The 21,110-nt window shown below is 74.2% G+C and carries 20 protein-coding genes; 12 read left to right on the top strand and 8 right to left on the bottom strand.

The genetic code is table 11. From position 1 onward, the window contains the following. Positions 1 to 10: 10 nt before the first annotated feature. Together ACSUPT_RS27885 and ACSUPT_RS27880 are read right to left on the bottom strand one after the other, a co-directional pair. The gene (locus tag ACSUPT_RS27885; RefSeq protein ID WP_436946020.1) at positions 11 to 742 is read right to left on the bottom strand and encodes a carboxypeptidase regulatory-like domain-containing protein; all 732 of its coding nucleotides are present in this window, start codon (positions 740 to 742) and stop codon (positions 11 to 13) included. Beyond that, a complete protein-coding gene (locus tag ACSUPT_RS27880; protein ID WP_351964238.1) occupies positions 739 to 1,317 on the bottom strand; it encodes a DUF4255 domain-containing protein in 579 nt (192 codons plus the stop codon). Before ACSUPT_RS27880 ends, ACSUPT_RS27885 begins: the two co-directional genes overlap by 4 nt. Before the next feature lie 321 nt (positions 1,318 to 1,638). Here ACSUPT_RS27880 and ACSUPT_RS27875 point away from each other — a divergent pair, with 321 nt between their 5' ends. Both ACSUPT_RS27875 and ACSUPT_RS27870 read left to right on the top strand, forming a co-directional pair. Continuing rightward, positions 1,639 to 1,836: a hypothetical protein gene (locus ACSUPT_RS27875; protein ID WP_351964237.1), complete on the top strand. Its 198-nt coding sequence runs from the start codon at positions 1,639 to 1,641 to the stop codon at positions 1,834 to 1,836. Between the two features lie 203 nt (positions 1,837 to 2,039). Then, positions 2,040 to 2,738 (top strand): AfsR/SARP family transcriptional regulator, encoded by a 699-nt coding sequence (locus ACSUPT_RS27870; protein WP_436946019.1) that lies wholly within the window; start codon positions 2,040 to 2,042, stop codon positions 2,736 to 2,738. 378 nt (positions 2,739 to 3,116) lie between these two features. On the opposite strand, the gene ACSUPT_RS27865 is transcribed toward ACSUPT_RS27870, so the two are convergent. Both ACSUPT_RS27865 and ACSUPT_RS27860 read right to left on the bottom strand, forming a co-directional pair. Further along, positions 3,117 to 3,947 (bottom strand): nucleotidyltransferase domain-containing protein, encoded by an 831-nt coding sequence (locus tag ACSUPT_RS27865; RefSeq protein ID WP_436946018.1) that lies wholly within the window; start codon positions 3,945 to 3,947, stop codon positions 3,117 to 3,119. Positions 3,948 to 4,169: 222 nt separating this feature from the next. Continuing rightward, entirely contained in the window at positions 4,170 to 4,607 is a 438-nt protein-coding gene (locus ACSUPT_RS27860; protein WP_436946017.1) for a hypothetical protein, read from the bottom strand. Between the two features lie 345 nt (positions 4,608 to 4,952). On the opposite strand from ACSUPT_RS27860, the gene ACSUPT_RS27855 reads away from it, so the two are divergent. Next, positions 4,953 to 5,990, top strand: a complete 1,038-nt coding sequence (locus ACSUPT_RS27855; RefSeq protein WP_436946016.1) for a hypothetical protein — start codon at positions 4,953 to 4,955, stop codon at positions 5,988 to 5,990. A gap of 163 nt (positions 5,991 to 6,153) precedes the next feature. Here ACSUPT_RS27855 and ACSUPT_RS27850 read toward each other — a convergent pair whose 3' ends face one another. The 3 genes from ACSUPT_RS27850 to ACSUPT_RS27840 all read right to left on the bottom strand — a co-directional run bounded on the left by ACSUPT_RS27850 (position 6,154) and on the right by ACSUPT_RS27840 (position 7,563). Beyond that, positions 6,154 to 6,495 carry a hypothetical protein gene (locus tag ACSUPT_RS27850; RefSeq protein WP_365726297.1) on the bottom strand — a complete coding sequence of 114 codons (342 nt, stop codon included), beginning with the start codon at positions 6,493 to 6,495 and terminating at the stop codon, positions 6,154 to 6,156. Positions 6,496 to 6,527: 32 nt separating this feature from the next. Further along, positions 6,528 to 6,992: an AbfB domain-containing protein gene (locus ACSUPT_RS27845; protein WP_351964233.1), complete on the bottom strand. Its 465-nt coding sequence runs from the start codon at positions 6,990 to 6,992 to the stop codon at positions 6,528 to 6,530. Positions 6,993 to 7,350: 358 nt separating this feature from the next. Beyond that, positions 7,351 to 7,563 (bottom strand): hypothetical protein, encoded by a 213-nt coding sequence (locus ACSUPT_RS27840; RefSeq protein ID WP_351964232.1) that lies wholly within the window; start codon positions 7,561 to 7,563, stop codon positions 7,351 to 7,353. Positions 7,564 to 7,993: 430 nt separating this feature from the next. On the opposite strand from ACSUPT_RS27840, the gene ACSUPT_RS27835 reads away from it, so the two are divergent. The 8 genes from ACSUPT_RS27835 (at position 7,994) to ACSUPT_RS27800 (ending at position 19,430) form a co-directional block, all read left to right on the top strand. Further along, positions 7,994 to 8,413 carry a helix-turn-helix transcriptional regulator gene (locus ACSUPT_RS27835; RefSeq protein ID WP_351964231.1) on the top strand — a complete coding sequence of 140 codons (420 nt, stop codon included), beginning with the start codon at positions 7,994 to 7,996 and terminating at the stop codon, positions 8,411 to 8,413. Between the two features lie 10 nt (positions 8,414 to 8,423). Further along, entirely contained in the window at positions 8,424 to 8,840 is a 417-nt protein-coding gene (locus ACSUPT_RS27830; RefSeq protein ID WP_351964230.1) for a VOC family protein, read from the top strand. Positions 8,841 to 8,920: 80 nt separating this feature from the next. After that, complete coding sequence (locus ACSUPT_RS27825; protein ID WP_351964229.1) at positions 8,921 to 11,311, top strand: excinuclease ABC subunit UvrA; 2,391 nt, start codon at positions 8,921 to 8,923, stop codon at positions 11,309 to 11,311. Between the two features lie 210 nt (positions 11,312 to 11,521). After that, a complete protein-coding gene (locus ACSUPT_RS27820; protein ID WP_399218325.1) occupies positions 11,522 to 12,079 on the top strand; it encodes a TetR/AcrR family transcriptional regulator in 558 nt (185 codons plus the stop codon). Between the two features lie 167 nt (positions 12,080 to 12,246). Continuing rightward, entirely contained in the window at positions 12,247 to 13,944 is a 1,698-nt protein-coding gene (locus tag ACSUPT_RS27815; RefSeq protein WP_436946015.1) for an alpha/beta fold hydrolase, read from the top strand. Between the two features lie 217 nt (positions 13,945 to 14,161). Then, complete coding sequence (locus tag ACSUPT_RS27810; RefSeq protein WP_399218323.1) at positions 14,162 to 15,937, top strand: SpoIIE family protein phosphatase; 1,776 nt, start codon at positions 14,162 to 14,164, stop codon at positions 15,935 to 15,937. A gap of 50 nt (positions 15,938 to 15,987) precedes the next feature. After that, a complete protein-coding gene (gene nadE / locus ACSUPT_RS27805; protein WP_361664940.1) occupies positions 15,988 to 16,821 on the top strand; it encodes an ammonia-dependent NAD(+) synthetase in 834 nt (277 codons plus the stop codon). A 305-nt stretch (positions 16,822 to 17,126) separates the two neighbouring features. Then, a complete protein-coding gene (locus ACSUPT_RS27800) occupies positions 17,127 to 19,430 on the top strand; it encodes a BTAD domain-containing putative transcriptional regulator (RefSeq protein WP_436946014.1) in 2,304 nt (767 codons plus the stop codon). 144 nt (positions 19,431 to 19,574) lie between these two features. Here ACSUPT_RS27800 and ACSUPT_RS27795 read toward each other — a convergent pair whose 3' ends face one another. Continuing rightward, complete coding sequence (locus ACSUPT_RS27795; RefSeq protein ID WP_436946013.1) at positions 19,575 to 20,183, bottom strand: peptidoglycan DD-metalloendopeptidase family protein; 609 nt, start codon at positions 20,181 to 20,183, stop codon at positions 19,575 to 19,577. A 268-nt stretch (positions 20,184 to 20,451) separates the two neighbouring features. On the opposite strand from ACSUPT_RS27795, the gene ACSUPT_RS27790 reads away from it, so the two are divergent. Continuing rightward, positions 20,452 to 21,078, top strand: coding sequence for a GNAT family N-acetyltransferase (locus ACSUPT_RS27790; RefSeq protein WP_351964221.1), 627 nt, complete (start codon positions 20,452 to 20,454; stop codon positions 21,076 to 21,078). Positions 21,079 to 21,110 lie beyond the last annotated feature (32 nt).

Raw genomic sequence — 21,110 nt, 5'->3', positions numbered from 1 at the left:
GGTGGGCTCCTCAACTCTCGCGGATCTCGATGACGTGACGGCGTGCCGCGTCGCGGGGCAGGCGCACGACGAGCGCCCCGGTCCGTCCCGGCCGCTCGGTGGCGCGGAGGCGGAAGGTCTCCTCGGTGGCGTTCTCGTCGGCCTTCTCGCCCTCCCAGCGCAGGGCCAGCCGGAAGGCCCCGCCGGCGTCGCAGAGGGTGCGCTCGTGCCACGGCGCCAGATCCCGGCTGGTCCGCCCCTCGGCCTCCACCAGGGCGTTCGCGACGGGCGCCCCGCCGTCGGCGTCGACCACCACGCCGTGGACGGTGCGGACGCGCGGCGGGTACGGGTACGAGGGCGCCGGCAGCAGCCGCACCAGCCGGGGCTCGGCGGGGAGGGCCGGCGGGTGGGTGTCGTCGTGGGGGTGGACGAGGAACTCGACGCCGGCGAGGTCGGCCCGGAACGGCTCGCCGTCCGCCGGGTACAGGGGCAGCCGGCCGGCGGCGGCGAACCGTACGCGGTGGAGCTCCGGCGGGGCGTCCCGGGGCCGGGCGCGCCTGCCGAGCCCGGGGAAGGCGAGCGCCCCGCTGGGGGTGCGTACCGCCGCGTCGTCCAGCGGCAGCCAGACGCCGTCCGCGTCGTCGAACCGTTCGAGGCGGACCTCCACGCCGGTGGTGCGCACGCGCCGCGTGTGCTCGTCGTACGGCACCAGCCAGACGGGGCTGCGGAGCGTCGACCGGGCCAGGGGCAGGAAGGCGCTCATGGCGTCGCCGTCCCCTCGATGGTCCGGCTGCGCACCGGGCGGACCGCCGTCTCCACGGCGGAGTCCAGGTCGACGACGCGCACCTCGTAGTTGAGCGACAGCCGGTACGGCTTCTGGATCGCGTACCAGACCCACGACTTCTGGTCCAGGGTCAGCGGCGTCAGGGTGAGGTGCAGGGCGTCGGTGCTGCCGGCGAGGCTCCCGGAGAGCTGCGCCCCGTCGAGGATGGCGTCGTCGTAGAAGGTCTGCAGGGCGCGCCCCAGCATGCGGTGCTGGGTGGCCTGGTCGCCGCCCCAGGGGGTGATCAGGTACCGCAGGAGCAGCGCCATGGGCGGTTTGCGGGTGGTGGGCGGGCCGGGCGGCCCGGACCGCACCGGGGGCCGGTTGCGCGAGGTGGGGTCCTCGGCGATCTCGTAGAGGAACACGGTGAGTTTGGGCGGTGGTGTCTGCACGGTCTCGGAGAGGTCGTTCAGCTCCGCGATCGGCGGTTCGACCTGGCTGAGCCCGCGCAGGGAGCGCGTCAGCGTGTTCACGATGACCGACGAGACATCGGCGATCACCCCGAAGTCACCCATGCGAAGCCCCTCCCCTACGCGTGCGGACCGCGTACGGCGAGAGCATGGCGGGCCCCGTGTGAGCGGTCCGCGACGGTCCCGTCGCGCGGGCGTCACCCGCGCCGTCACCGCGCTCGTCGCGACCGCGTCTTCGCGGCGGGGACGGCACGGGGACGCCGGAGGGCCCGGCCAACGGGCTGGATCCGGCCGGTGGAGGGCCCCGGAGGCGGTGCGGAGGGGCCGGCGGCGCGCGTCTTCGGGCGGCCCGCCGCGGCCCCACGACGTCGGCGGGCACGGCGCGACGACGCCTCCGTGACACCTGTGGGTGACACTCGCTCTCTCATGGAGACCCCTTCGACGCGGTACGGCGTCCTCGTGCTCAGGGTGTGGCTGGAAGACGGCGAGGCGGACCGTTTCCGCGCGCGGATCATCCGGACCGTCGACGGGAAGCGGGAGGCCGCCGCGGCGGCGAGCGAGACGGAGGCGGTGCTTTCGGTGGTGCGGGTGTGGCTGGATGAGGTGCTGGAAGGGGACGGGTGACGTTTCCGCGACGCTCCGATGATTCCTTTTTGACGCCCGTCCCGCTATTGATCGGGTGTGGGGTGAGAGACGTGCCCGTAGCATGGCTTCGAAAAGAGGGCGCGCGGGACCGGAGATCACCCAGTCAACATCGATCGGGGGCGTCGATGAGCGGACAAGCAGATCTTATTACTTTGAGGTTGCTCAAGGGATTCGCACTCGCGGTGGGACGCACCAGCATTCCCGTGTGCTCCAGCATTCAACGGCTGCTCGCCTTTCTGGCCCTGCAGGACATGCCGCGCTCCCGCACGTACGTGGCCGGGAGCCTCTGGCCCGACGTCACCGCGTCCCGCGCCAACGCCAACCTGCGGTCGTCCCTCTGGAGGGCGGCGCGCATGGGCCACCCGGTCATCGACGTGTCCGCGCGCGAACTGGCCCTCTCCCCGCACATCGCGGTGGACCTCCACGAGGCGGTCGCGCGGGCCCGCCGGCTGCTGGACAGCACCCGCCCCTGCGAGGACATCCTCACCATGCGGACCCTGGAGATCCTCTCGGCGGACCTCCTGCCCGAGTGGCCGGAAAACGACTGGATGCGCATCGAGCAGGAGCAATACCACCAGCTCCGGCTCTACGCCCTGGAGGCGATGACCGAGCGCCTCACGTCGGCCAAGCGCTTCGGCGAGGCCGTCGCAGCGGGCCTCGCCGCCGTCTGCACCGAGCCGCTGCGGGAGAGCGCCCACCGCGTGCTGGTGAAGGCCCACCTGGCCGCCGGGAACCGCGGCGCGGCGCTGCGCCAGTACGAGCAGTGCCGCCGGGTCCTCCACGAGGAACTGGGCCTGGAGCCGTCCGCGTCCCTGAGGGAACTGGTGCCGCTCACCACCGACCCCCCGCCCCGCCCCCGCCTCCAGCCCTCCGGCGCGTAAGCCCGACGGCCGGCCTGCCCCACGGGCGGGATGTGCTTTCGGGTGGGGGTGTCCTGCGAGCGGATCGCTCACGGCTGGGGTCGCACTGCGGACGGCTTGCCAGCGGTCGGCTCTGCCCTGCGGTGGGGCTTGCTTACCGGCCGGGTCGCCCGGCGAGTGGCCATTCCCTGGGCATCGGCTTTCCCCGGAACAGGCGAAAGGCCGAAATGCGTTCCGATTCCCGGACATCCGGCAAGGGCGGGGTTAATGGAGGCGTTCGATTTCCAGCAGGGCGAGATGAGCGGCGGCGTCTTTTCCAGAGGAAAGTCCCGGTCGGCGTTATCCGCCGTCGGGGCCGCCGGCCGGGGCCACCGTACGAGTCCGGTGGCCCCGGGGTGGTCAACGAGGGTCGTTCAGGTGGCTGCCGATCTGTTCGTGCAGCTCGTGCGGCACGTGGACGGTCCAGCGTTCGGCGGCCTCGGCGGCCAGGTCGCGGCTCCAGCGCCAGCTGTTGCGTGCCGCCGTGCGCACGTCCTGTTCGCGGGCGGCGGCCGTGGTGGAGACGTAGCGGTGGCGGTCGCTCTCGGGCAGGTCCTGTTCGAGCGCGCGGCTGGGGGTGAGCCAGTGGGCCGTGCTGTCGCGCAGCAGGCGGCAGAGTTGGAGTTGCAGGGGTCCGATGACGGTGTGGAGCAGGGCGTGGGCGCGGGCGATCTCGCCGCGGGCCAGGACGTGGGCGAGCATGAGCGTCCAGTTGGTCAGCTCGTTGGTGAGCTGCTGGGCGGTGGTCACCGGCTCGGGCGGCTGGAAGGCGGCCAGTCGCCGGGCGGCCCGGGTGAGCCGGCCGGTGCGGTCGAGCAGGACGGCGTCGTCGGGGCGGGGCAGGTGCACCATGCCCCGCCAGGCGGGAATCTCGTCGATGCCGGGACCGGCCGCGGTGAGGTGGAACTCGCCTCGCATCAAGTCGTCGAATACGACGGCGAGAACGCCGTACATGTTGGTGTAGGCGAGCCGGAGCGGTGCGAGCCGCGCCAGGAAGCCGGGGCCGTCGAAGTCGGCGAGGTGGTCGTCCCGGACGTAGAGGTAGGCCTCGATGTCGGAATGGGCGTCGGCCTCGCCTGCGGTCCACGATCCGTAGAGCAGGACGCCCTCCAGCCGCAGGTCGGCATGGGCGAGCTGCCGCAGACGTGCGATGCGGTCGTCCAGGGCGGAGCGGGCGGAGTGAACGGACATGGTGTGGTCGTGTCTCCTGAGGTGAGCGTGCGGGCACGCTGACGGAGCCCGGCGCCTGCCGGGCGGATGCCGGTGGGACTGCCACGGCCCACTCAGGAGAAGTTGCCCATGGGCGGGATGATAGGGGACGGCCCGCTCCCGGCATTCGACGTACGCGGCACCGGCTCGTCGGGCGTCTGGGTGCGGGGCGTGGCCGCTGGGTGTGCGGTCCGCGGCGTGGCCTCAGTCTCCTTCGAACCCGGCTCCTCGCCGTCCGAAGTCGCTCCAGTCGGCCGGCGGGTACGTCGCCTGCGGCGCCGCGAGAGCGACGTCCACCGCGATCGCGAACTCGCCCGGGAAGAAGCCCAGATCCCGCACCAGTTCCATCGCCCGTACGGTCGCCTCGCCGAGCGGGCGCGCCATGCGGTCCGCGCCGGAGGGGAAGCCCACGGGGCTCATCTCCGCCATGCGGAGCGCGTGGTCCGCCCGGTGGTCCAGGCCCAGGACGGAGTGGCCGGCGGCCAGGGCGACCCACTTGAGCGCCTCGGCCATCGCGTTCGACAGGTAGGTGACGCCCTGCAGCGTCTGCATGGGGCTGCCGGCGCCGACGTCTCCGTACGGGCGCGGCCCGTACTGCCGCTCCAGCCGTTTCCGTTCGCCCTCCAGCAGGGTGTGTGCCATATCCAGCACACGGCCGACACGCGCCAGTTCGGTCAGATCACACGGCATCTCGTTCGCTCCGTTCCCACCCGTCGACCGGCCCGACTCTACGAGGGGCGATGGTGCGGGCGGAGCCCGTCGCGCAAAGCCGGCCGGAAGGAGTGACCGGGAGACCGGTCGCGTATCGCCGCGGCCGTGGTGCGAACCGGTCGGTACCGGCAGCCGCCTTCTGGCCCTGCGCTGCCGGGCGCGTGGAGGGCGGGCCCGTGTCCGCTCTCCCGTACAGGTACGCGAAAGACGTACACGCCCTCGCGGTCAGCCGTCCGCCGGCGGGCGGCCGGCAGCGCGACCGTAGACTCGCGCGCCATGGAAGAGATGTTCGAGCTGGGGACCGTCAGCTGCCCGTCCGGGACCCTGGTGCTCATGGACGGTGGCCACCTGGGGCTGTGGAGCGGGGACCGGTCGCCGGCGGACATCGATCCGGCTCACCTGGGGATCGACGACGCCGCCGTGGCCGCCGATGTCGCGGGCGCCGTCGACTTCGTCGTCACCGGGCCGGACGCCTCCGAAGCCGCGCGGAGCTTCGACCGGCAGCCGGGATCCAGGCTCCACGACATCCCGGCTTCGCAGGCCGCCGGCCTGGAGGCGGCTTTCGAGGGGCACTGCCGGTCAGCCGGTCTGGACGCCCGGCTGGAGGCGCTGCCCGTCCGGGAGGCACACGCCCACAGGGCGCGCCGGACCGCCGAAGAGGGCGGGGGCGGCTTTCTGATGTTCGGGGTGCCCGTCGTCGCGGTGGGCGGCGTACCCCGCGACCGGCAGCTGCCCGTTCTGGCCGCTCGGGTCGGCCACGGCGAGGGTGCCGGGGAACGCTGGTCCGAGATCTCGATCCGCATGGGTGAGGGACGGGTGGCGTCATCGGTCTTTCTCGGTGACATCGGCGTGGACTGGGCTCGTGTGCTGTTCGGTGACGTCGAAGCGCTGAGCGTCTGGCAGCACGACGAGCCGGTGGACGGTCTGGCCGACGTGGCGTTCTGGGGCGCTGCGGCGGAAGAGGCGGCGGCGGTGTTCGCCGCGCCCGGACTCGGCGAGGCGGGCGAGGACGGAGTGCGCGGGTGGACCGGCCTGCCGCTCCCGGAGGCATGGGATCGGGCACGGGCTCTCTTGAGGTGGAAGGACGAGACCGGACGCCGCATGGCGGTGGACTTCCGGCCGCACTCCCATCACTGGCAGATCATGCGCGAGGTACGTGCGTCGCCGGTGGAGGCCGGAGCCCTGGACCTCGCTGGTGCGCGCGTGCTGTGCGCGATGACGAGCTGGGGCGACGGCTTCTTCCCCGTGTTCGCCGACCGGGACGCGTCCGGTGGCCTCCTCGCTGTGAGAGTCCGCTTCGCCGACGGGGTCTGACGGCCGTCCCGGAAGTCCCGGGTGCGTGGTCACGGCTCGTGCGGCGGCCGGCGACCGCCGCACGAGCGCTCCGGCGCAGCGGTGTACGGCATCGGGCCGGCCTCCGTCCACTCCGCGGCGGCCGCGCGGGGCGGTTGCCGGCCCGGTTGCCGTGAGGTGGGCCTCAGTTGACCACGTAGCTCAGTTCGTACAGCGCGCCCGCGCCGTCGAACCGCTTCCGTATGGTCCCCCGGCCGGCTTCCTCGGGCTTGAGGGAGACCGTCCCCACGAGGCGCGCGGGCATGCCCGAGCCCCGGTCCACCTCGTGCAGAGCGAGCTGTACGTCGCCGCCGAAGACCGGCACGAAGATGTCCAGTTCCTCCGTGGTGCCCTCGCGCATGGACACGGTGCCGCTGGTGGGGAAGAACTGCACGCCCCCCACGCGGCTCAAGACGATCTCGTCCTCTCCGTCGGGGTCCTGGCAGGTGGCCGCGGTCAGCTCCAGGAGTTTCGCGAGAACGGACATGGGGCCCTCCAATGACGCGAAGAGACAGTGGCCTACTGGTCCGCGAGCGGCGGCGCGATCCGGAAGCACGCGGACTGGAGTTCCGGAGGGGTGTTCACCCGCTCCGCGAAGAGCGTGAAGTCCCTGTGCCGGATGAAGCGGTCGGGGAACCGCACCGAGCGGAAGGAGACCTGGTTGGGGTCGATTTCCGCGCTGACCAAGGTGAATGTCGAGTCGTGGCGGACCTCGGCCGCGACCTCGGGGTCGTCGATTCCGGTGAAGAACTTGCTGTGGATGCGGAAGTCGTCGAATGTCGCGATGCGCAGGCAGAAGCCCAGGGGAGGCTCGGCCCGCAGCAACTGCCCCGTCTGACCGATGGCGAGGTCGGCGGTCCATTCGAAGGTGGCGTCAGCACGGTCGGCGTCGGTTTCGACTTTCGCGATGTCGACCGAACCGCCTCGATCCATGATGAAGAAATCCGGGAGATTGTTCGAGAAAAGGGAGAGCCTTGCGGACATCGTGGCCTCGTTCCGCGACGTGTCCATGGAAGTGTCGACGCCTCATCACGGCTGCGGGGTGAGTCGGCGGTGAGGGTGACCGTGACCCCGTGGGCGAGGAGACGAATCGGCATCTCGCGCCGCACCGGCTGCCGCCGCGAAGGCGGGTGCCGAGTCATCCGCCACTCCGAGGGGCCCATACGGGTGACAGTTCTCTCTCCATCATGGGCCGCCTGCGGATCGAACGCCACCGTTGTATTGCGGTTGCGCATTCCACAGTCGCGAATTCAATCAGCCGCTGATTCCACACGCGGCTGACATGTGTGCGCGCCTCACCGTCCGGTGCCGGGTATCGCTCGCCCTTTTCCCGGGAGCCGGGTCATGGTCGGGGTGCGTCCGAATCGGCCTCCGCGGGGGGAAGGGCCGTGTGGCCCTCCGCCCAGTTGTTCACCCATCCGCACACCCCGCACGCGTAGCGGCCGTTGAGGCCGGACACCTGCGATCCGCACGCGGAGCACATCGTCGTCGTGATCTCCGGGGTCGTCGGCTCGGCGGCGGCCGGCTCGCGCTCCGGTTCCCATCTACTGGTCATCGCCGGGACAACCTACCCGCGCGGGCGGAGGCGACACCCTCGACCATCCGCACCCCTGCGAGCAGACCCAGCCGCTCCCCTGCTGCAACGCGGGCGCGCCGCACCGCTGGCAATTCACCGGCGTTCCTCCATCCGGGCCACGCCGCGGGTTCCCCCCGGCTCCGCCACCACCCTGCCCCATGCCGCGCGGGCGCGGAAGGCGCACACGGGCCACGTTGTGGTGCGATCGGGCCCGCCGCCCCGTCCGCACGCCGGGCCGCGGCCCTGGCAGCGGTGCCCGCGACGAGGACGGGAGGCCGGAGCGGCCGGAACGGGCCGCCCCGACCGGGCCGACGACCGGAGGCCCGCGGGGCCCGGGCCCCCGACCGGCGGGCCCGCACGGCCCGCTCCGGCGGCCACCGGGCCGGGACGGGCGTGGGATGCTGGACGGATGACGCTTTCGGACCTGGTTCGGCTCCGCCGGGCCCGTGACCTCATGGACCGCGACTACGCGGAGCCGCTGGACGTCCCGGCGCTGGCGCGGGCCGCCCACATGTCGGCCGGCCACTTCTCGCGCAGCTTCCGCGCCGCCTTCGGCGAGACCCCGTACAGCTATCTGATGACGCGCAGGATCGAACGCGCCAAGGCGCTGCTGCGGCGCGGCGACCTGTCGGTGACGGAGGTCTGCTTCGCGGTCGGCTGTACGTCGCTGGGCTCGTTCAGCTCGCGGTTCACGGAGCTGGTGGGCATGAGCCCGAGCGCGTACCGGGCACGCTCCCACGAGGCGGGGGCGGCCATCCCGGCGTGCGTCGCGAAGGTCTTCACGCGACCGGTCAGGAATGGAGAAGCGAAGGCCGCGGGCGCGCCGTAGCGTAAGCCGCATGGACATCAGACTCTCGCAGTGCTTCATCGCCGTCGACGACCACGACAAGGCGCTCGGCTTCTACCGGGACGCGCTGGGCCTGGAGGTGCGCAACGACGTCGGTTTCGAGGGGATGCGCTGGGTGACCGTGGGCTCGCCGTCGCAGCCCGATGTGGAGATCGTGCTGGAACCGCCGCTCGCCGACCCGAACGCCTCGCCCGCCGACCGGCAGGCCATGGCCGAGCTGCTCGCCAAGGGCATGCTGCGCGGGGTGATCTTCTCGACGGAGGACTGCGACGCGGCGTTCGAGAAGATCAGCGCCTCCGGTGCGGAGGTGCTGCAGGAGCCGATGGACCAGCCCTACGGCGTCCGCGACTGCGCCTTCCGCGACCCGGCGGGCAACATGGTGCGCCTCGCGCAGCGCCGCACCGCGTGACCCCCGCCACCTCGACGACCGCCACGACGACCGCCGGGGGCGCCGAGCCCGCCGGCCGGAGCCTGACCGATGGAGATCCGATGAGCAGGGCCGCGAGGTCCGCGGCGGAGCCGTCCGCGCCGTATGCCGCCGACCGCCACGACCTCATCCGCGTGCAGGGAGCGCGCGAGAACAACCTGAAGGACGTCAGCGTCGAGATCCCGAAGCGCCGGCTGACGGTGTTCACCGGGGTCTCGGGCTCGGGCAAGAGCTCGCTGGTGTTCGACACGATCGCGGCCGAGTCGCAGCGGCTCATCAACGAGACGTACAGCGCGTTCGTACAGGGTTTCATGCCGACGCTGGCACGGCCCGAGGTGGACGTGCTGGACGGGCTGACCACGGCGATCATCGTGGACCAGCAGCGGCTGGGCGCCGACCCGCGCTCCACCGTCGGCACGGCCACCGACGCCAACGCGATGCTGCGCATCCTGTTCAGCCGGCTCGGCTCGCCGCACATCGGACCGCCCTCCGCGTACGCGTTCAACGTCCCGTCGGTGCGGGCCAGCGGCGCGATCACGGTGGAGAAGGGCGCCAAGAAGGCGGTGAAGGCGACCTACACCCGCACCGGCGGGATGTGCGTCCGCTGCGAGGGCCGGGGCTCGGTCTCCGACATCGACCTGACGCAGCTGTACGACGACTCCAAGTCGATCTCCGAGGGCGCGTTCACCATCCCCGGCTGGAAGTCGGACAGCTTCTGGACCGTGCGGCTCTACGCGGAGTCCGGCTTCCTCGACCCGGACAAGCCGATCCGGGACTTCTCCGAGCGGGAGATGCGCGACTTCCTGTACCGCGAGCCCACCAAGGTCAAGGTCGAGGGGGTGAACCTCACGTACGAGGGCCTCATCCCCAAGATCCAGAAGTCGTTCCTGTCCAAGGACCGGGAGGCGATGCAGCCGCACATCCGGGCGTTCGTGGACCGCGCGGTCACCTTCACCACCTGCCCCGAGTGCGACGGCACACGGCTGACCGAGGCGGCCCGGTCGTCCAGGATCGAGGGGATCAGCATCGCCGACGCGTGCGCCATGCAGATCAGCGACCTGGCGCAGTGGGTGGGCGGCCTGGAGGAGCCGTCGGTGGCGCCGCTGCTGGCGAAGCTGCGGCACACGCTCGACTCGTTCGTGGAGATCGGCCTCGGCTATCTGGCGCTCGACCGGCCGTCGGGCACCCTGTCGGGCGGCGAGGCGCAGCGGGTGAAGATGATCCGGCACCTGGGCTCGTCGCTCACCGACGTCACCTATGTCTTCGACGAGCCGACCGTCGGCCTGCACCCGCATGACATCCAGCGGATGAACGATCTGCTGCTGCGGCTGCGCGACAAGGGCAACACGGTGCTCGTGGTGGAGCACAAGCCCGAGGTGATCGCGATCGCCGACCATGTGGTGGACCTCGGCCCGGGCGCGGGTACGGGCGGTGGCGAGGTGGTGTACGAGGGGACCGTCGAGGGGCTGCGGGCGAGCGGCACCACCACCGGGCGGCACCTCGACGACCGGGCCGCGCTCAAGGAGGCGGTGCGCGAGCCGACCGGCGTCCTGGAGATCCGCGGCGCGAACGCGAACAACCTGCGCGACGTCGACGTGGACATCCCGCTCGGCGTGCTGACCGTCGTCACCGGCGTGGCGGGCTCCGGCAAGAGCTCGCTGATCCACGGGTCGGTACCGGCCGGGGCGGGGGTCGTGTCGGTCGACCAGAGCCCGATCAAGGGTTCGCGGCGCAGCAACCCGGCGACGTACACGGGGCTGCTGGAGCCGATCCGCAAGGCGTTCGCGAAGGCCAACGGCGTGAAGCCCGCGCTGTTCAGCGCCAACTCGGAGGGCGCCTGCCCCACCTGCAACGGCGCCGGTGTCGTCTACACCGACCTGGCGATGATGGCCGGGGTCGCGACCACCTGCGAGGACTGCGAGGGCAAGCGGTTCCAGGCGTCGGTGCTGGAGTACCGGCTCGGCGGCCGGGACATCAGCGAGGTCCTGGCGATGTCCGTCACGGAGGCCGAGGAGTTCTTCGGCGCGGGCGAGGCGCGCACCCCGGCGGCCCACCGGATCCTGGACCGGATGGCCGACGTCGGCCTCGGCTACCTCACGCTGGGGCAGCCGCTGACCACCCTGTCCGGCGGTGAGCGGCAGCGGCTGAAGCTGGCCACGCACATGGGCGAGAAGGGCGGCGTCTACGTCCTGGACGAGCCGACGACCGGTCTGCATCTCGCCGACGTGGAGCAACTGCTGGGCCTCCTCGACCGGTTGGTCGACTCGGGCAAGTCCGTCATCGTCATCGAGCACCACCAGGCGGTCATGGCGCACGCGGACTGGATCATCGACCTGGGTCCCGGCGCCGGCCACGACGGCGGGCGCGTCGTCTACGAGGGCACGCCCGCCGACCTGGTGGCCGGCCGGTCCACCCTCACCGGCGAACACCTCGCGGAGTACCTGGGCCTCTGACCGCCAAGTTCCCGGGCCTGCGACCCGCCCCGCACGGACGCGGCGACGAACGCCGTACCGCGCGGGGCGAGCACCGCCGGGCCGCCCCTCGCCGGGGCGGCCCGGCGCGTACGCGGGTCCCGGTGCGGCCGGGGGCCCCGCGGCGGCGTACCGGGGGTCCCGGAGCTGCCGGGGGTTGCAAGAATATGCAGACCGGTCTAGCTTGACGTCATGGGACAGAAGGGCGCCGAGACGCGGGCACGACTCCTCGACGCGACACAGGAGTTGATGGAGAGCGGCGGCTACTTCGGCGCCGGGCTCAACCAGGTGATCGCGGCCAGCGGGGCACCCCGCGGTTCGCTGTACTTCCACTTCCCGGGCGGCAAGGACCAGTTGGTCGGCGAGTCGGTGCGGCGGGCGGGCCGGGCGATCGGTGAGGCCCTGGAGGACCTGGCCGGATCCGGAGCGTCGGACACCGAGTTCGTCGGCGCGGTACTGCGACAGCTGGGCGACCGGCTGGAGGCCTCGGACTGGCGCAAGGGCTGCCCGGTGGCGACCGTGGCACTGGAGACGGCCGCCACCAACGACGCGCTCCAGGCGGCCTGTTCGGAGGTCTACCAGTCCTGGGAGGCCGCTCTGCGGACCCGCCTCGCCGCCCGTCCCGACGCCGACGACCTGGCGGTCACGATCCTCGCCCTGGTCGAGGGGGCGCTCCTGCTGGCCCGGGCGCACCGCAGCCGGGACCCCCTGGACCGCGTCGCCCGCAGGATCGACGCGCTGCTGGCCTGAGGCGGCGCGGCCCCCTTCACGCCCGGCCACCGACAGGGGCCCGAAGCCCCGCTCCCACCCCGCCGACCCCGCTACACACGGCCCGCCACCTCAGGCGGGCCCTTCTACGGCCCCCAAAATATGCAGACCGATCTATTCCTTCCCGTCCCCGGATCACAAGGAGCCCCATGGACGCGATCGTCTTCGGCGCGACCGGTTTCATCGGCCGCCACCTCGTCGCCGAACTGCTCGGCCGGCGCCTGCGGGTCGCGGCGGCCGTACGCCGCGACACCCTCACCCCCTGGCTCGCCGCCCGCGGGACGGACACCACCCGGCTGGAGATCGTCACCGCCGACATCACACGCCCGCTCGCCGGGCTGCCGCCGGCACGGGACGTCTACAACACCGCCGGCCGCTACGCCTTCGGACTGACCGAGCGGGAGGCCCGGGCGACCAACGTCACCGGAGCGCTGCACGTGCTGGAGTGGGCGGCCTCGCTGCCGTCGCTGCGGCGGCTGGTGCACGTCAGCGGGTACCGGGTGGGCGGCACCGACGGCGCCCCTCCCGACCCGTCCGTGCTCGGCGCCTACGAGGCGTCGAAGGTGGAGGGCGATCGCGCCGTACGCGCCCGGGCCCGCGAGCTGGCGGTCCCCTTGAACATCGCCAACCCCAGCAGCGTGATCGGGCCTGGCCAGTACATCGGTCTCGCCTCGCTCGTGAAGGAGCTGTGGAACGGCAGGCTGCCCGCGCTGCCCGGCGGCCCCGACACGTTCGTGCCCGTCGTCACGGTCGGCCACCTCGCGCGGTTCCTGGCCGAGATTCCCTCGGGCCCGGCCGGCGAGCACTACTGGGTGCTGGACGACGCCACTCCCCCGCTGCCCGAGCTCGTCCGCGTCCTCGCCGCGCACACGGGCGTACGGGCTCCTCGCCGGGGCGTGCCCGTCGGGCTGCTGCGGCGGCTGCCGCGCGCGCTGACGGGCGTCGACCCGGAGACGCTGTCGTTCCTGTCCGCCGACCGCTACCCGACCGCCTCCGCCCGGGCCTTCGCCGAGGCCGCCGGGCTCGACATGCCGCCGGCCGCCGACGCCCTGCGCGCCTGGGCGGACGACCTGGTGGCCGCCCGCTTCGGCGCAGCCGCGTCCCCCTGGGCGTCCCCCTGCGGCTTCCACGCGGTGGCCGGCACCCGGACCTGGACGGCCGGGGACCGGGACCGGCCCGCCTATGTCCTGCTGCACGGGCTGCCGGTGAACGGCGACGTGTGGGCGCCCCTCGCCGCCCGCCTCGACGGGCCCGTCCTCGTGCCGGACCTGCCGGGCCTGGGACGCTCGGCGGCCCCGGCCGACTCGACGGACCGGTGGCTCGACGACCTGATGGCGCCGGTGCGCGGCCGCCCCGTCCTGGTCGCGCACTCGGCGGCGTGCGGACCGGCGGTGCGCTTCGCCGCCGAGCGCCCGGAGCGGATCGGCGGGCTCGTCCTCGTGTCCCCGTCGTTCCTCCAGGCGCCCGGCGCGCGCCTCGCCGGCTCGGCCCTGGCCGCGCCGCTGCTGCGCCGCGTGTCCGCCGCCCGGCTCGCGCGGGCGCTGGGTGTGCCGGAGGGGCCCGCGGTGGAGAGCGCGGTGGCGGACCTGCGCCGTCCGGGCGTGGCCCGCAGGACCGTGGCGGCGCTGCGCGCGGACGCCGCCGGGCGTGACCGGTCGCGGGCGCTGCTGGACCGGGTCGCGGTCCCGGTGCGGATCGTCGTGGGGGCGGACGACCCCCTGGCCGTACCGGTCGGCCACCCGGTGACCGCGATCGCCGGGGCCGGCCACTACCCGCAGCTGACCCACCCGGCGGAACTCGCCCGCCACCTGGGCGCGACGGCCGCGGGCGCCCCGGCGGGGGGATGACGGCGCGCCCCTCCAGGCACCCCGGTCGGGCCGCCGGGCACCGCCCGCGGGTCTCCGGGGCGCCGTGGCGGCACAGCCGGACAGCGGGCGTCGCGCTACCGGGGGCCGGTGTGGCGCAGCCGGGCAGTGGCCGGCGCGGCTCCGGGCGCCGGGTGGCGCAGCCGGACGGGCGCGGGGGCGGCGCCGGCGGGAGAATGGGGCCTGTCAGGGAGGCTGGATGACGGACCCCGCGGGCCGGCAGGCCGATGAGCTTCCACGCGGCACGGCGTGGGAGGCGTTCGGCGGGGTGCTGGCCGCCCTGAGCGCCGGGGCGTACCTGGTGGACGACAGCAGTCGCGTCACCGCCGTCAACCCGCTGGCGGAGGAGCTGCTGGGGCGCCCGGCGGCCGGCCTGGTCGGCGGGGACGCGCACGACCGGCTGCACCGCGACCGGCACGGCGAGACCCTGCCGAAGACGCAGTGCCCGGTGCGCGAGGCCGTGCTCGCCGGGCGCACGGCCCAGGGCTCCGACGAGTGGATGCTGCGCGGCGACGGGACACTCCTGCCGGTGTCGTGGTTCGTCACCCCGTGCGAGACCGGCGCCCCGCACGGGACCTCGCTGGTGGTCTTCCATCCGCTCGACTCGGCCTGCCCGCCCGAGGAGCAGCCGCCGGAGGCGCGGCCGTCGCTGACGGAGCTGGAACGGCTCGCGCTGCTCGCGGAGACGACCACCACCCTCACGTCCACGCTCGACGTGGACGAGGCGCTGAGCCGGCTGGTGCGGCTGGTGGTGCCCCGCCTGGCCGACTGGGCGGTCGTCGACCTGATCACCGAGGGCGAGGAGGTGTGGCGCTCGGCGGTCGTCCACTTCGAGAACGACGCCCTCGTCCACAACGACGCCCTCCAGGGCCCGATGCCGCCCGTGCCGGTCGGGTCGATGATGCCGCTGTCGCGGGCCCTGCGCGGCGTGGCCCCCGCGCTGATCGGACCGGAGACGTACCAGGGCCCGCCGGATTCGGGGATCGCGGTGGAGCAGCGGCGGCTGTTCGAGGCGACGGGGATGCACTCGGCGGTCATCGCGCCGATCCGCGGCCTGCGGGAGGTGCTCGGGGCGCTGACGCTGGGCCGGTCGGAGCGGCCCGAGGCGTTCACCCCGTCCGACATGGCGCTGCTGGAGGACATCACCCGCCGGGCCGGGCTCGCCCTGGCCAACGCCCGCCTGTACGAGCGGCAGCGGAAGGTCGCGGAGACGATGCAGCGGCATCTGCTGCCGCAGCTGCCCACCGTGCCCGGTCTGGAGATGACCGCCCGCTATCTGCCCGCCCCGGACGCCTCGCACGTCGGCGGCGACTGGTACGACGCGTTCCCGCTCGCCGACGGCGCGACGGCGCTGGCGGTCGGGGACGTCGTCGGCCACGACCTGGAGGCCGCCGCCGGCATGGCGCAGCTGCGGAACATGCTCCGGGCCTACGCCTGGTCTCAGCAGAAACCCCCGAGCAAGATCGTCGAGTGGCTGGACGACGCGTCGCTGCACATCGCGGAGGTCTCCATGGCCACCCTGGTCTTCGGCCGGGTCCGCGTCGACGGTGCCGGGGCGTCCGTGCTGACCTGGACGAACGCCGGACACCCGCCGCCGCTGCTGGTGACGCGTGAGGGGTCGGCCCGCTTCCTCACCGAGGGCGCCGGCGTCCTCCTCGGGCTGGGGGCGCACCGGCCGCCCACCGCCCGGCCTGACGCGTCGACGCACCTGCCGCCGGGCTCGACGCTGCTGCTGTACACCGACGGGCTGGTCGAGGCGCCGGGCACCCCGCTCGACGAGGGCCTGGAGGCCCTGCGCCGCATCGCCGCATCGCTCGCCCACCGCCCGCCGGCCGCCTTCGCCGACGCGCTGCTCCGGCTGGCGCGGCCGGCCGCCAACGAGGACGACGTTGCCCTGCTGGCCGTACGCGTCCCCGCCCGAGGTCGCGCGGGCGCGGGCGGTCCTGGCCCGGGGCGCGGCGGGGGCGCTCGGTAGGGTGGGCGGGCAGCACATCGTGAGCGAACACAGCGGAACCAGGAGCAGACGTGAGCGAGCCGGCGCCCATCGCCCTTCAGCAGGAGATCGCCCGGGAACTGGAGGTCGCGGAGACCTTCGACGCCGAGCGGGAGATCGAGCGCCGGGTGGCCTTCCTCACCGAGCGGCTGACCTCCACCGGCCTGCGCTGCCTGGTGCTGGGCATCAGCGGCGGCGTCGACTCCACGACCGCGGGCCGGCTGTGCCAGCTCGCCGTCGAGCGGGCCCGCGCGGCCGGGCACGAGGCCCGGTTCTACGCCATGCGGCTGCCCTACGGCGTCCAGGCCGACGAGCACGACGCGCAGCTCGCGCTCTCCTTCATCCGGGCCGACGAGGTGCTGACCGTGGACGTCAAGCCGGCGAGCGACGCCGCGCTGCGGGCAGCGCTGGACGCGGGTGTGGCCTTCCGCGACGCCCACCACCAGGACTTCGTGCTGGGCAACATCAAGGCCCGGCAGCGCATGATCGCCCAGTACGCGGTGGCCGGCGCGCACGACGGGCTGGTCGTCGGCACGGACCACGCGGCGGAGGCGGTGTCCGGGTTCTTCACCAAGTTCGGTGACGGCGCGGCCGACCTGGTGCCGCTGACCGGTCTGACCAAGCGCCGGGTGCGTGCCGTCGCGGACGCGCTGGGCGCCCCGGCGGAGCTGGTGTGGAAGACGCCGACGGCCGACCTGGAGACCCTGGCGCCGGGCAAGGCGGACGAGGACGCGCTCGGCGTCACGTACGACGACATCGACGACTTCCTGGAGGGCAAGCCGGTCGACGCGCGTGCCTTCGACATGATCGTGCGCCGCTACCGCCTCACCGAGCACAAGCGCCGGCTGCCCATCGCCCCGCGGTGAGCCGGTGGGCGGTGAGCCCGGTAGCCGGTGAGCTCGGTGGCCGGTGTGTCCGGTAGCCGGTGAGCCCGTTGGGCGGTGAGCCCCGTAGCCGGTGCGTCCGGTAGCCGGTGAGTCCCGTGGCCGTGCGTGCGGCGGCGGCAGGCAGCCGCCTGGGCCGCGCCTGGACGCCGTCCCGGTCGACGGGACGTGACGCCCCGGTGTACCCCTCTCGTACGGGATCGCTGAACTGCTGTTCGGCGGTCCCGCGCGCCGCTACTCTGTCCCGCAGTCACGGGCCGTTACGCACTGTCACGGGGGGCGCGCGGATGGGGGAGCCGGTGTTCGGCGTGCTGGGACCGCTCCGGGTGCGGGGGCGCGGCACACCGGGGCCCGTACCGCTCGGCGGGCCGAAGCCGCGGGCCGTGCTGGCCACACTGCTGCTGCGGCCCGGCGCGTTCGTCTCGCTCGACGTGCTGACCGAGGTGCTGTGGCCCGGCGGGGCGCCCCGGTCGGCGGTCGCCAACGTCCGTACGTACGTACGCGGCGTACGGCGGGCCCTGGCCGCGGCCGGGGTGGCGACCGACGGGCTGCGCACCCTGCCCGCCGGCTACGCCCTCGACGTGCCGCCCGGCGACCACGACCTGCTGCTGTTCGAACAGCGCCTCGACCGGGCCCGCGCCGCCCGCGACCGCGGTGACGACGGCACGGCCCTGCGCGGGTACGAGTCGGCGCTCGCCCTGTGGCGCGGCGGGGTCCTCCAGGACCTGCCGTCCAGCGTCGTGTGGGACCCGGCGCTGACCCGCGCGGAGGAGCTGCGGTCGCTCGCCGCCGACGAGTGCCTCCAGCTGCGGCTGCGCCTCGGCGAGTACGCGTCGCTCGTCGCGGACCTGCGGGCGCGGCTCGCGCAGGACCCGCTGCGGGAGGACCTGTGGCAGATGCTCGTCCGCGCCCTGCACGGTGCCGGGCGGGCCGCCGACGCGCGGGCCGCGTACGCCGAGGCGGAGCGGGTCCTCGCCGCCGAGCTGGGCGTCGCGCCGGGCGCGCCCCTGCGGGCCGCGGGCGACGAGGTCAACGGGTACGCGGTGTGCCGGCGCCCCGCCCCGCCCGCGCCGGTGTGCCAGCTGCCCATGGACGTGCCGGACTTCACGGGCCGGGACGAGGAGGTCGCGGCGCTGGAGGAGCTGCTGTCGTCGGCGCGGCGGCGGCCGGTCGTCGCCGTCGTGTCCGGGCCCCCCGGATCGGGGAAGTCGACGCTGGTGGTGCACGTGGCGCACCGCGTGCGCGAGTCGTTCCCCGACGGGCAGCTGTTCGCGGACCTCGGCGGCATGAGCGGCGAGCCGCGTGCGGCGGAGGACGTCCTCGCGGAGATGCTGCGCGGGCTGGGCGTCATCGACGACGCCATACCGGCCGGTCCCGGCGAGCGGGCGGCGCTGCTGCGCTCCCGGCTGGCGCAGCGGCGGGTGCTGATCGTGCTGGACGACGCGGCGTCCGCCGCCCAGGTGCGGCCGCTGCTGCCGGGCACCGGCGGCTCCGCCGTGCTCGTCGGATCGCGCCGCCGCATGCCGTCCCTGCCGGCGCACCCCTGTCCGCTCGGGGTGATGCGGCGCCGGGACGCGCGGGCGCTGCTCGGCAGGATCATCGGCAAGGACCGGCTGCGCGCGGCGGGCGACGACGCCGACCGGGTACTGGCCGGCTGCGGGCTGCTGCCGCTGGCCGTGAGGATCGCGGGCGCCCGGCTGGCCGACCGGCCCGGCTGGTCCGTTGCCGCGCTGGCCGACATCCTGCACGACGAGCGGGGCCGGCTGGACCAGCTGCGGACGGATGAGCTGGAGGTGCGGGCGAGCGCCGAGCTGAGCTACCGGCATCTGCCGGGGCGGGCGGCCGCCGCGTTCCGGGCGTTCGGCGAGCTGCCCGGCGAAGCGGTGGCGGGCTGGCTCGTCGCGGTCGCCGCCGGGGGCGCGCGGGAGTCCGGGGGCGCGCCCGAGCCGCTGGAGACGCTGCTCGACGAGCATCTGGTCGAGGTGACCGGCACCGATCCGCTGGGCCTGCAGCGCTACCGGATGCACGACCTGCTGCGCATCTACGCGCGTGAACGCGCCGAGGCCGACCCCGCGCCGGTGCGGAGGGCCCGGAGGCTGCGGGTGGTGGACGCGCTGATCGCGGTGGCCCGCTGCGCGAACGCGGCGATGCCCAGCCGGTTCCCGGGCGTCCTCGGCGAGCCGGTGGCGCTCGCCGGGCCGGCCGCGCGGGTCGCCGGTGCGGTGCGGGCGCGGCCCGTGGAGTGGTTCGAGAGCGAGCGCCGCGTCCTGGTCGCCACGGTGGAGGACGCGCTGCGCCTGGGCGATCCGGCACGCGCCGCCGACCTGGCCGTGGAGCTCGCCGGGTTCTTCCACCTGCGGGGCTGCTACGGGGACTGGCTGCGCACCCACCGGCTGGTCCTGGCGGCCCTGCCGCCGGACGGGGACGTGCGGACGGCGGCGCTGCTGCGCGACCTGGGCCGGCTCCACCTGCACCAGGACCGCTGCGCCGAGGCGCGGGCCGCGTTCGAGCGTTCGCTGTCGGCGTGGCGGCGGCTCGACGCGCGCGACCAGGCAGAGCTGGTGGACGCGAAACTGCGGGTGCTGCGCTGAGCGGGGCCGGCGGGCGCGGGCTCGGGTAGCGCGAGCGGGCGGCTCGGGTACCGCGGGCCGGCCGGTCCTCCGGGGTGCGGGCCGCGGGTACGGCGGCCCGGACGCGCCGCCGTGCCCGCCGCCCGGAGGGGCCGCCGCGCCGGGTCAGCAGCCGTTGGTGCTGGTCTGGTAGCGGACCAGGTAGTCGTACCAGGTGACGCCCTGGACGACCGCGACGACGACGGAGCCGTTGTGGATCTGCTCGTAGTGCAGGTGCGGCGAGAGGTCGTAGAGCGCGGAGGAGGCGCCGACCGTGCCGATGCGCCGGCCGCGGGTGACCGTGTCGCCCTTCTGGACGTCACGGGTGTTCAGATGCGCGTACCGGGTCTGCCAGCCGTCGCCGTGGCTGATGACGACCGTGTTGCCGTAGCCGGTGCCGGTGGAGTAGTACGAGGCGGTGACGGTGCCGCCCGCGCTGGCGAGGACGCGGCGGCCGAGGTCGTCCGGGTTGCCGTCGGCGTCGTAGTGGTTCCAGTCGATGGAGTGGGCGGGGCTGTGGCCCTGCCAGTTGCTGCCGCGCCACGACTGGCCGCAGACGAACGGCATGCGGAACGCGGGACGGGTCGACTCCGCGCTCACCGCGGACGCGGTCCGGGCCTGGTCCTGCCGGGGCGCGTGGGCCGTCGCGGCGGAGTCGGGCGCCGCCGCCGCGAGCGCGGCCATGCCGCTGAGGACGGCGAGCAGCCGGCGGCCGCGCCTGGTGCGTCTCTGCATGGTTCCTCCCGTTGGTTCGCCGAGATGTCGCGGCGATTGAAGGGGGAGGGCATACAAAGCGCATACAACCGCCGCGGCGGCGGGCCGAGCCGGTGCGCCGCGGGGGACGCGCGGGCCGTGCCGCACGGGGTGCGGGCCGTGTTGCGGGGGGTGCGCGGCGGACTACAGTGACATCTGAGATCCATGGGGGTACCGGCGGGTCTCCACGACGGCCGCACTCCGGCGCTGCGGGGCCGCCGGCGGGAATCGGTCCGGGGAGCGAGCCACGATGACCATCGACGTCCGTCCGGCCACCGTCTTCGAGGACGTCCGCGCGGTGCTGGGCCCAAAGTCGCCGGGCGCCAACGTCTGCTGGTGCCTGAGCTACCGGATTCCGTCGAAGCTCAACAACGAGCTGCGCGGGCCCGACCGGGGCGCCTACGTGGCCCGGCTGTGCCGCGCCGAACCGGCGCCGGGCGTGCTCGCGTACGACGGTGACGAGCCCGTCGGCTGGGCGGCCGTGGCGCCCCGCTCGGAGACGTCCTTCGCCCGCAACCGCAAGATCCCCCACGTCGACGACCTGCCCGTGTGGTCGCTGTGGTGCGTGCGGGTGCGCCCGGGCCACCGGAAGCAGGGGATCTCACACGCCCTGATCGCCGGCGCCGTCGAGTTCGCCCGCGCCCACGGCGCGCCGGCGGTGGAGGCGTACCCGCTGGACAACGGCGACGCGCGGGTCGATCTGACCATGGCGTACGCCGGACTGCGGAAGAACTTCGAACGCGCGGGCTTCGTCCACGCCGCCGACACGACGTCCGTGCTGGCCGGCCATCCGCGGGTCCTGATGCGGCTCGACCTGCGCGGTCCGGCGCCCCGGCGGCGGGCGCGCGCCGCCGCCGACGTGGAAGCCCGCGCGTAGCCCCGCCGGCGAGACGGATCCGGGCGGCGGGG

The organism is Streptomyces sp. SudanB25_2051, from assembly GCF_964272635.1.
In the GTDB taxonomy this organism is placed as follows: Bacteria; Actinomycetota; Actinomycetes; order Streptomycetales; family Streptomycetaceae; genus Streptomyces.
The sequence above is the reverse complement of the archived record's forward strand: the minus strand, read 5'-3'. Positions and strand labels throughout refer to the sequence as shown.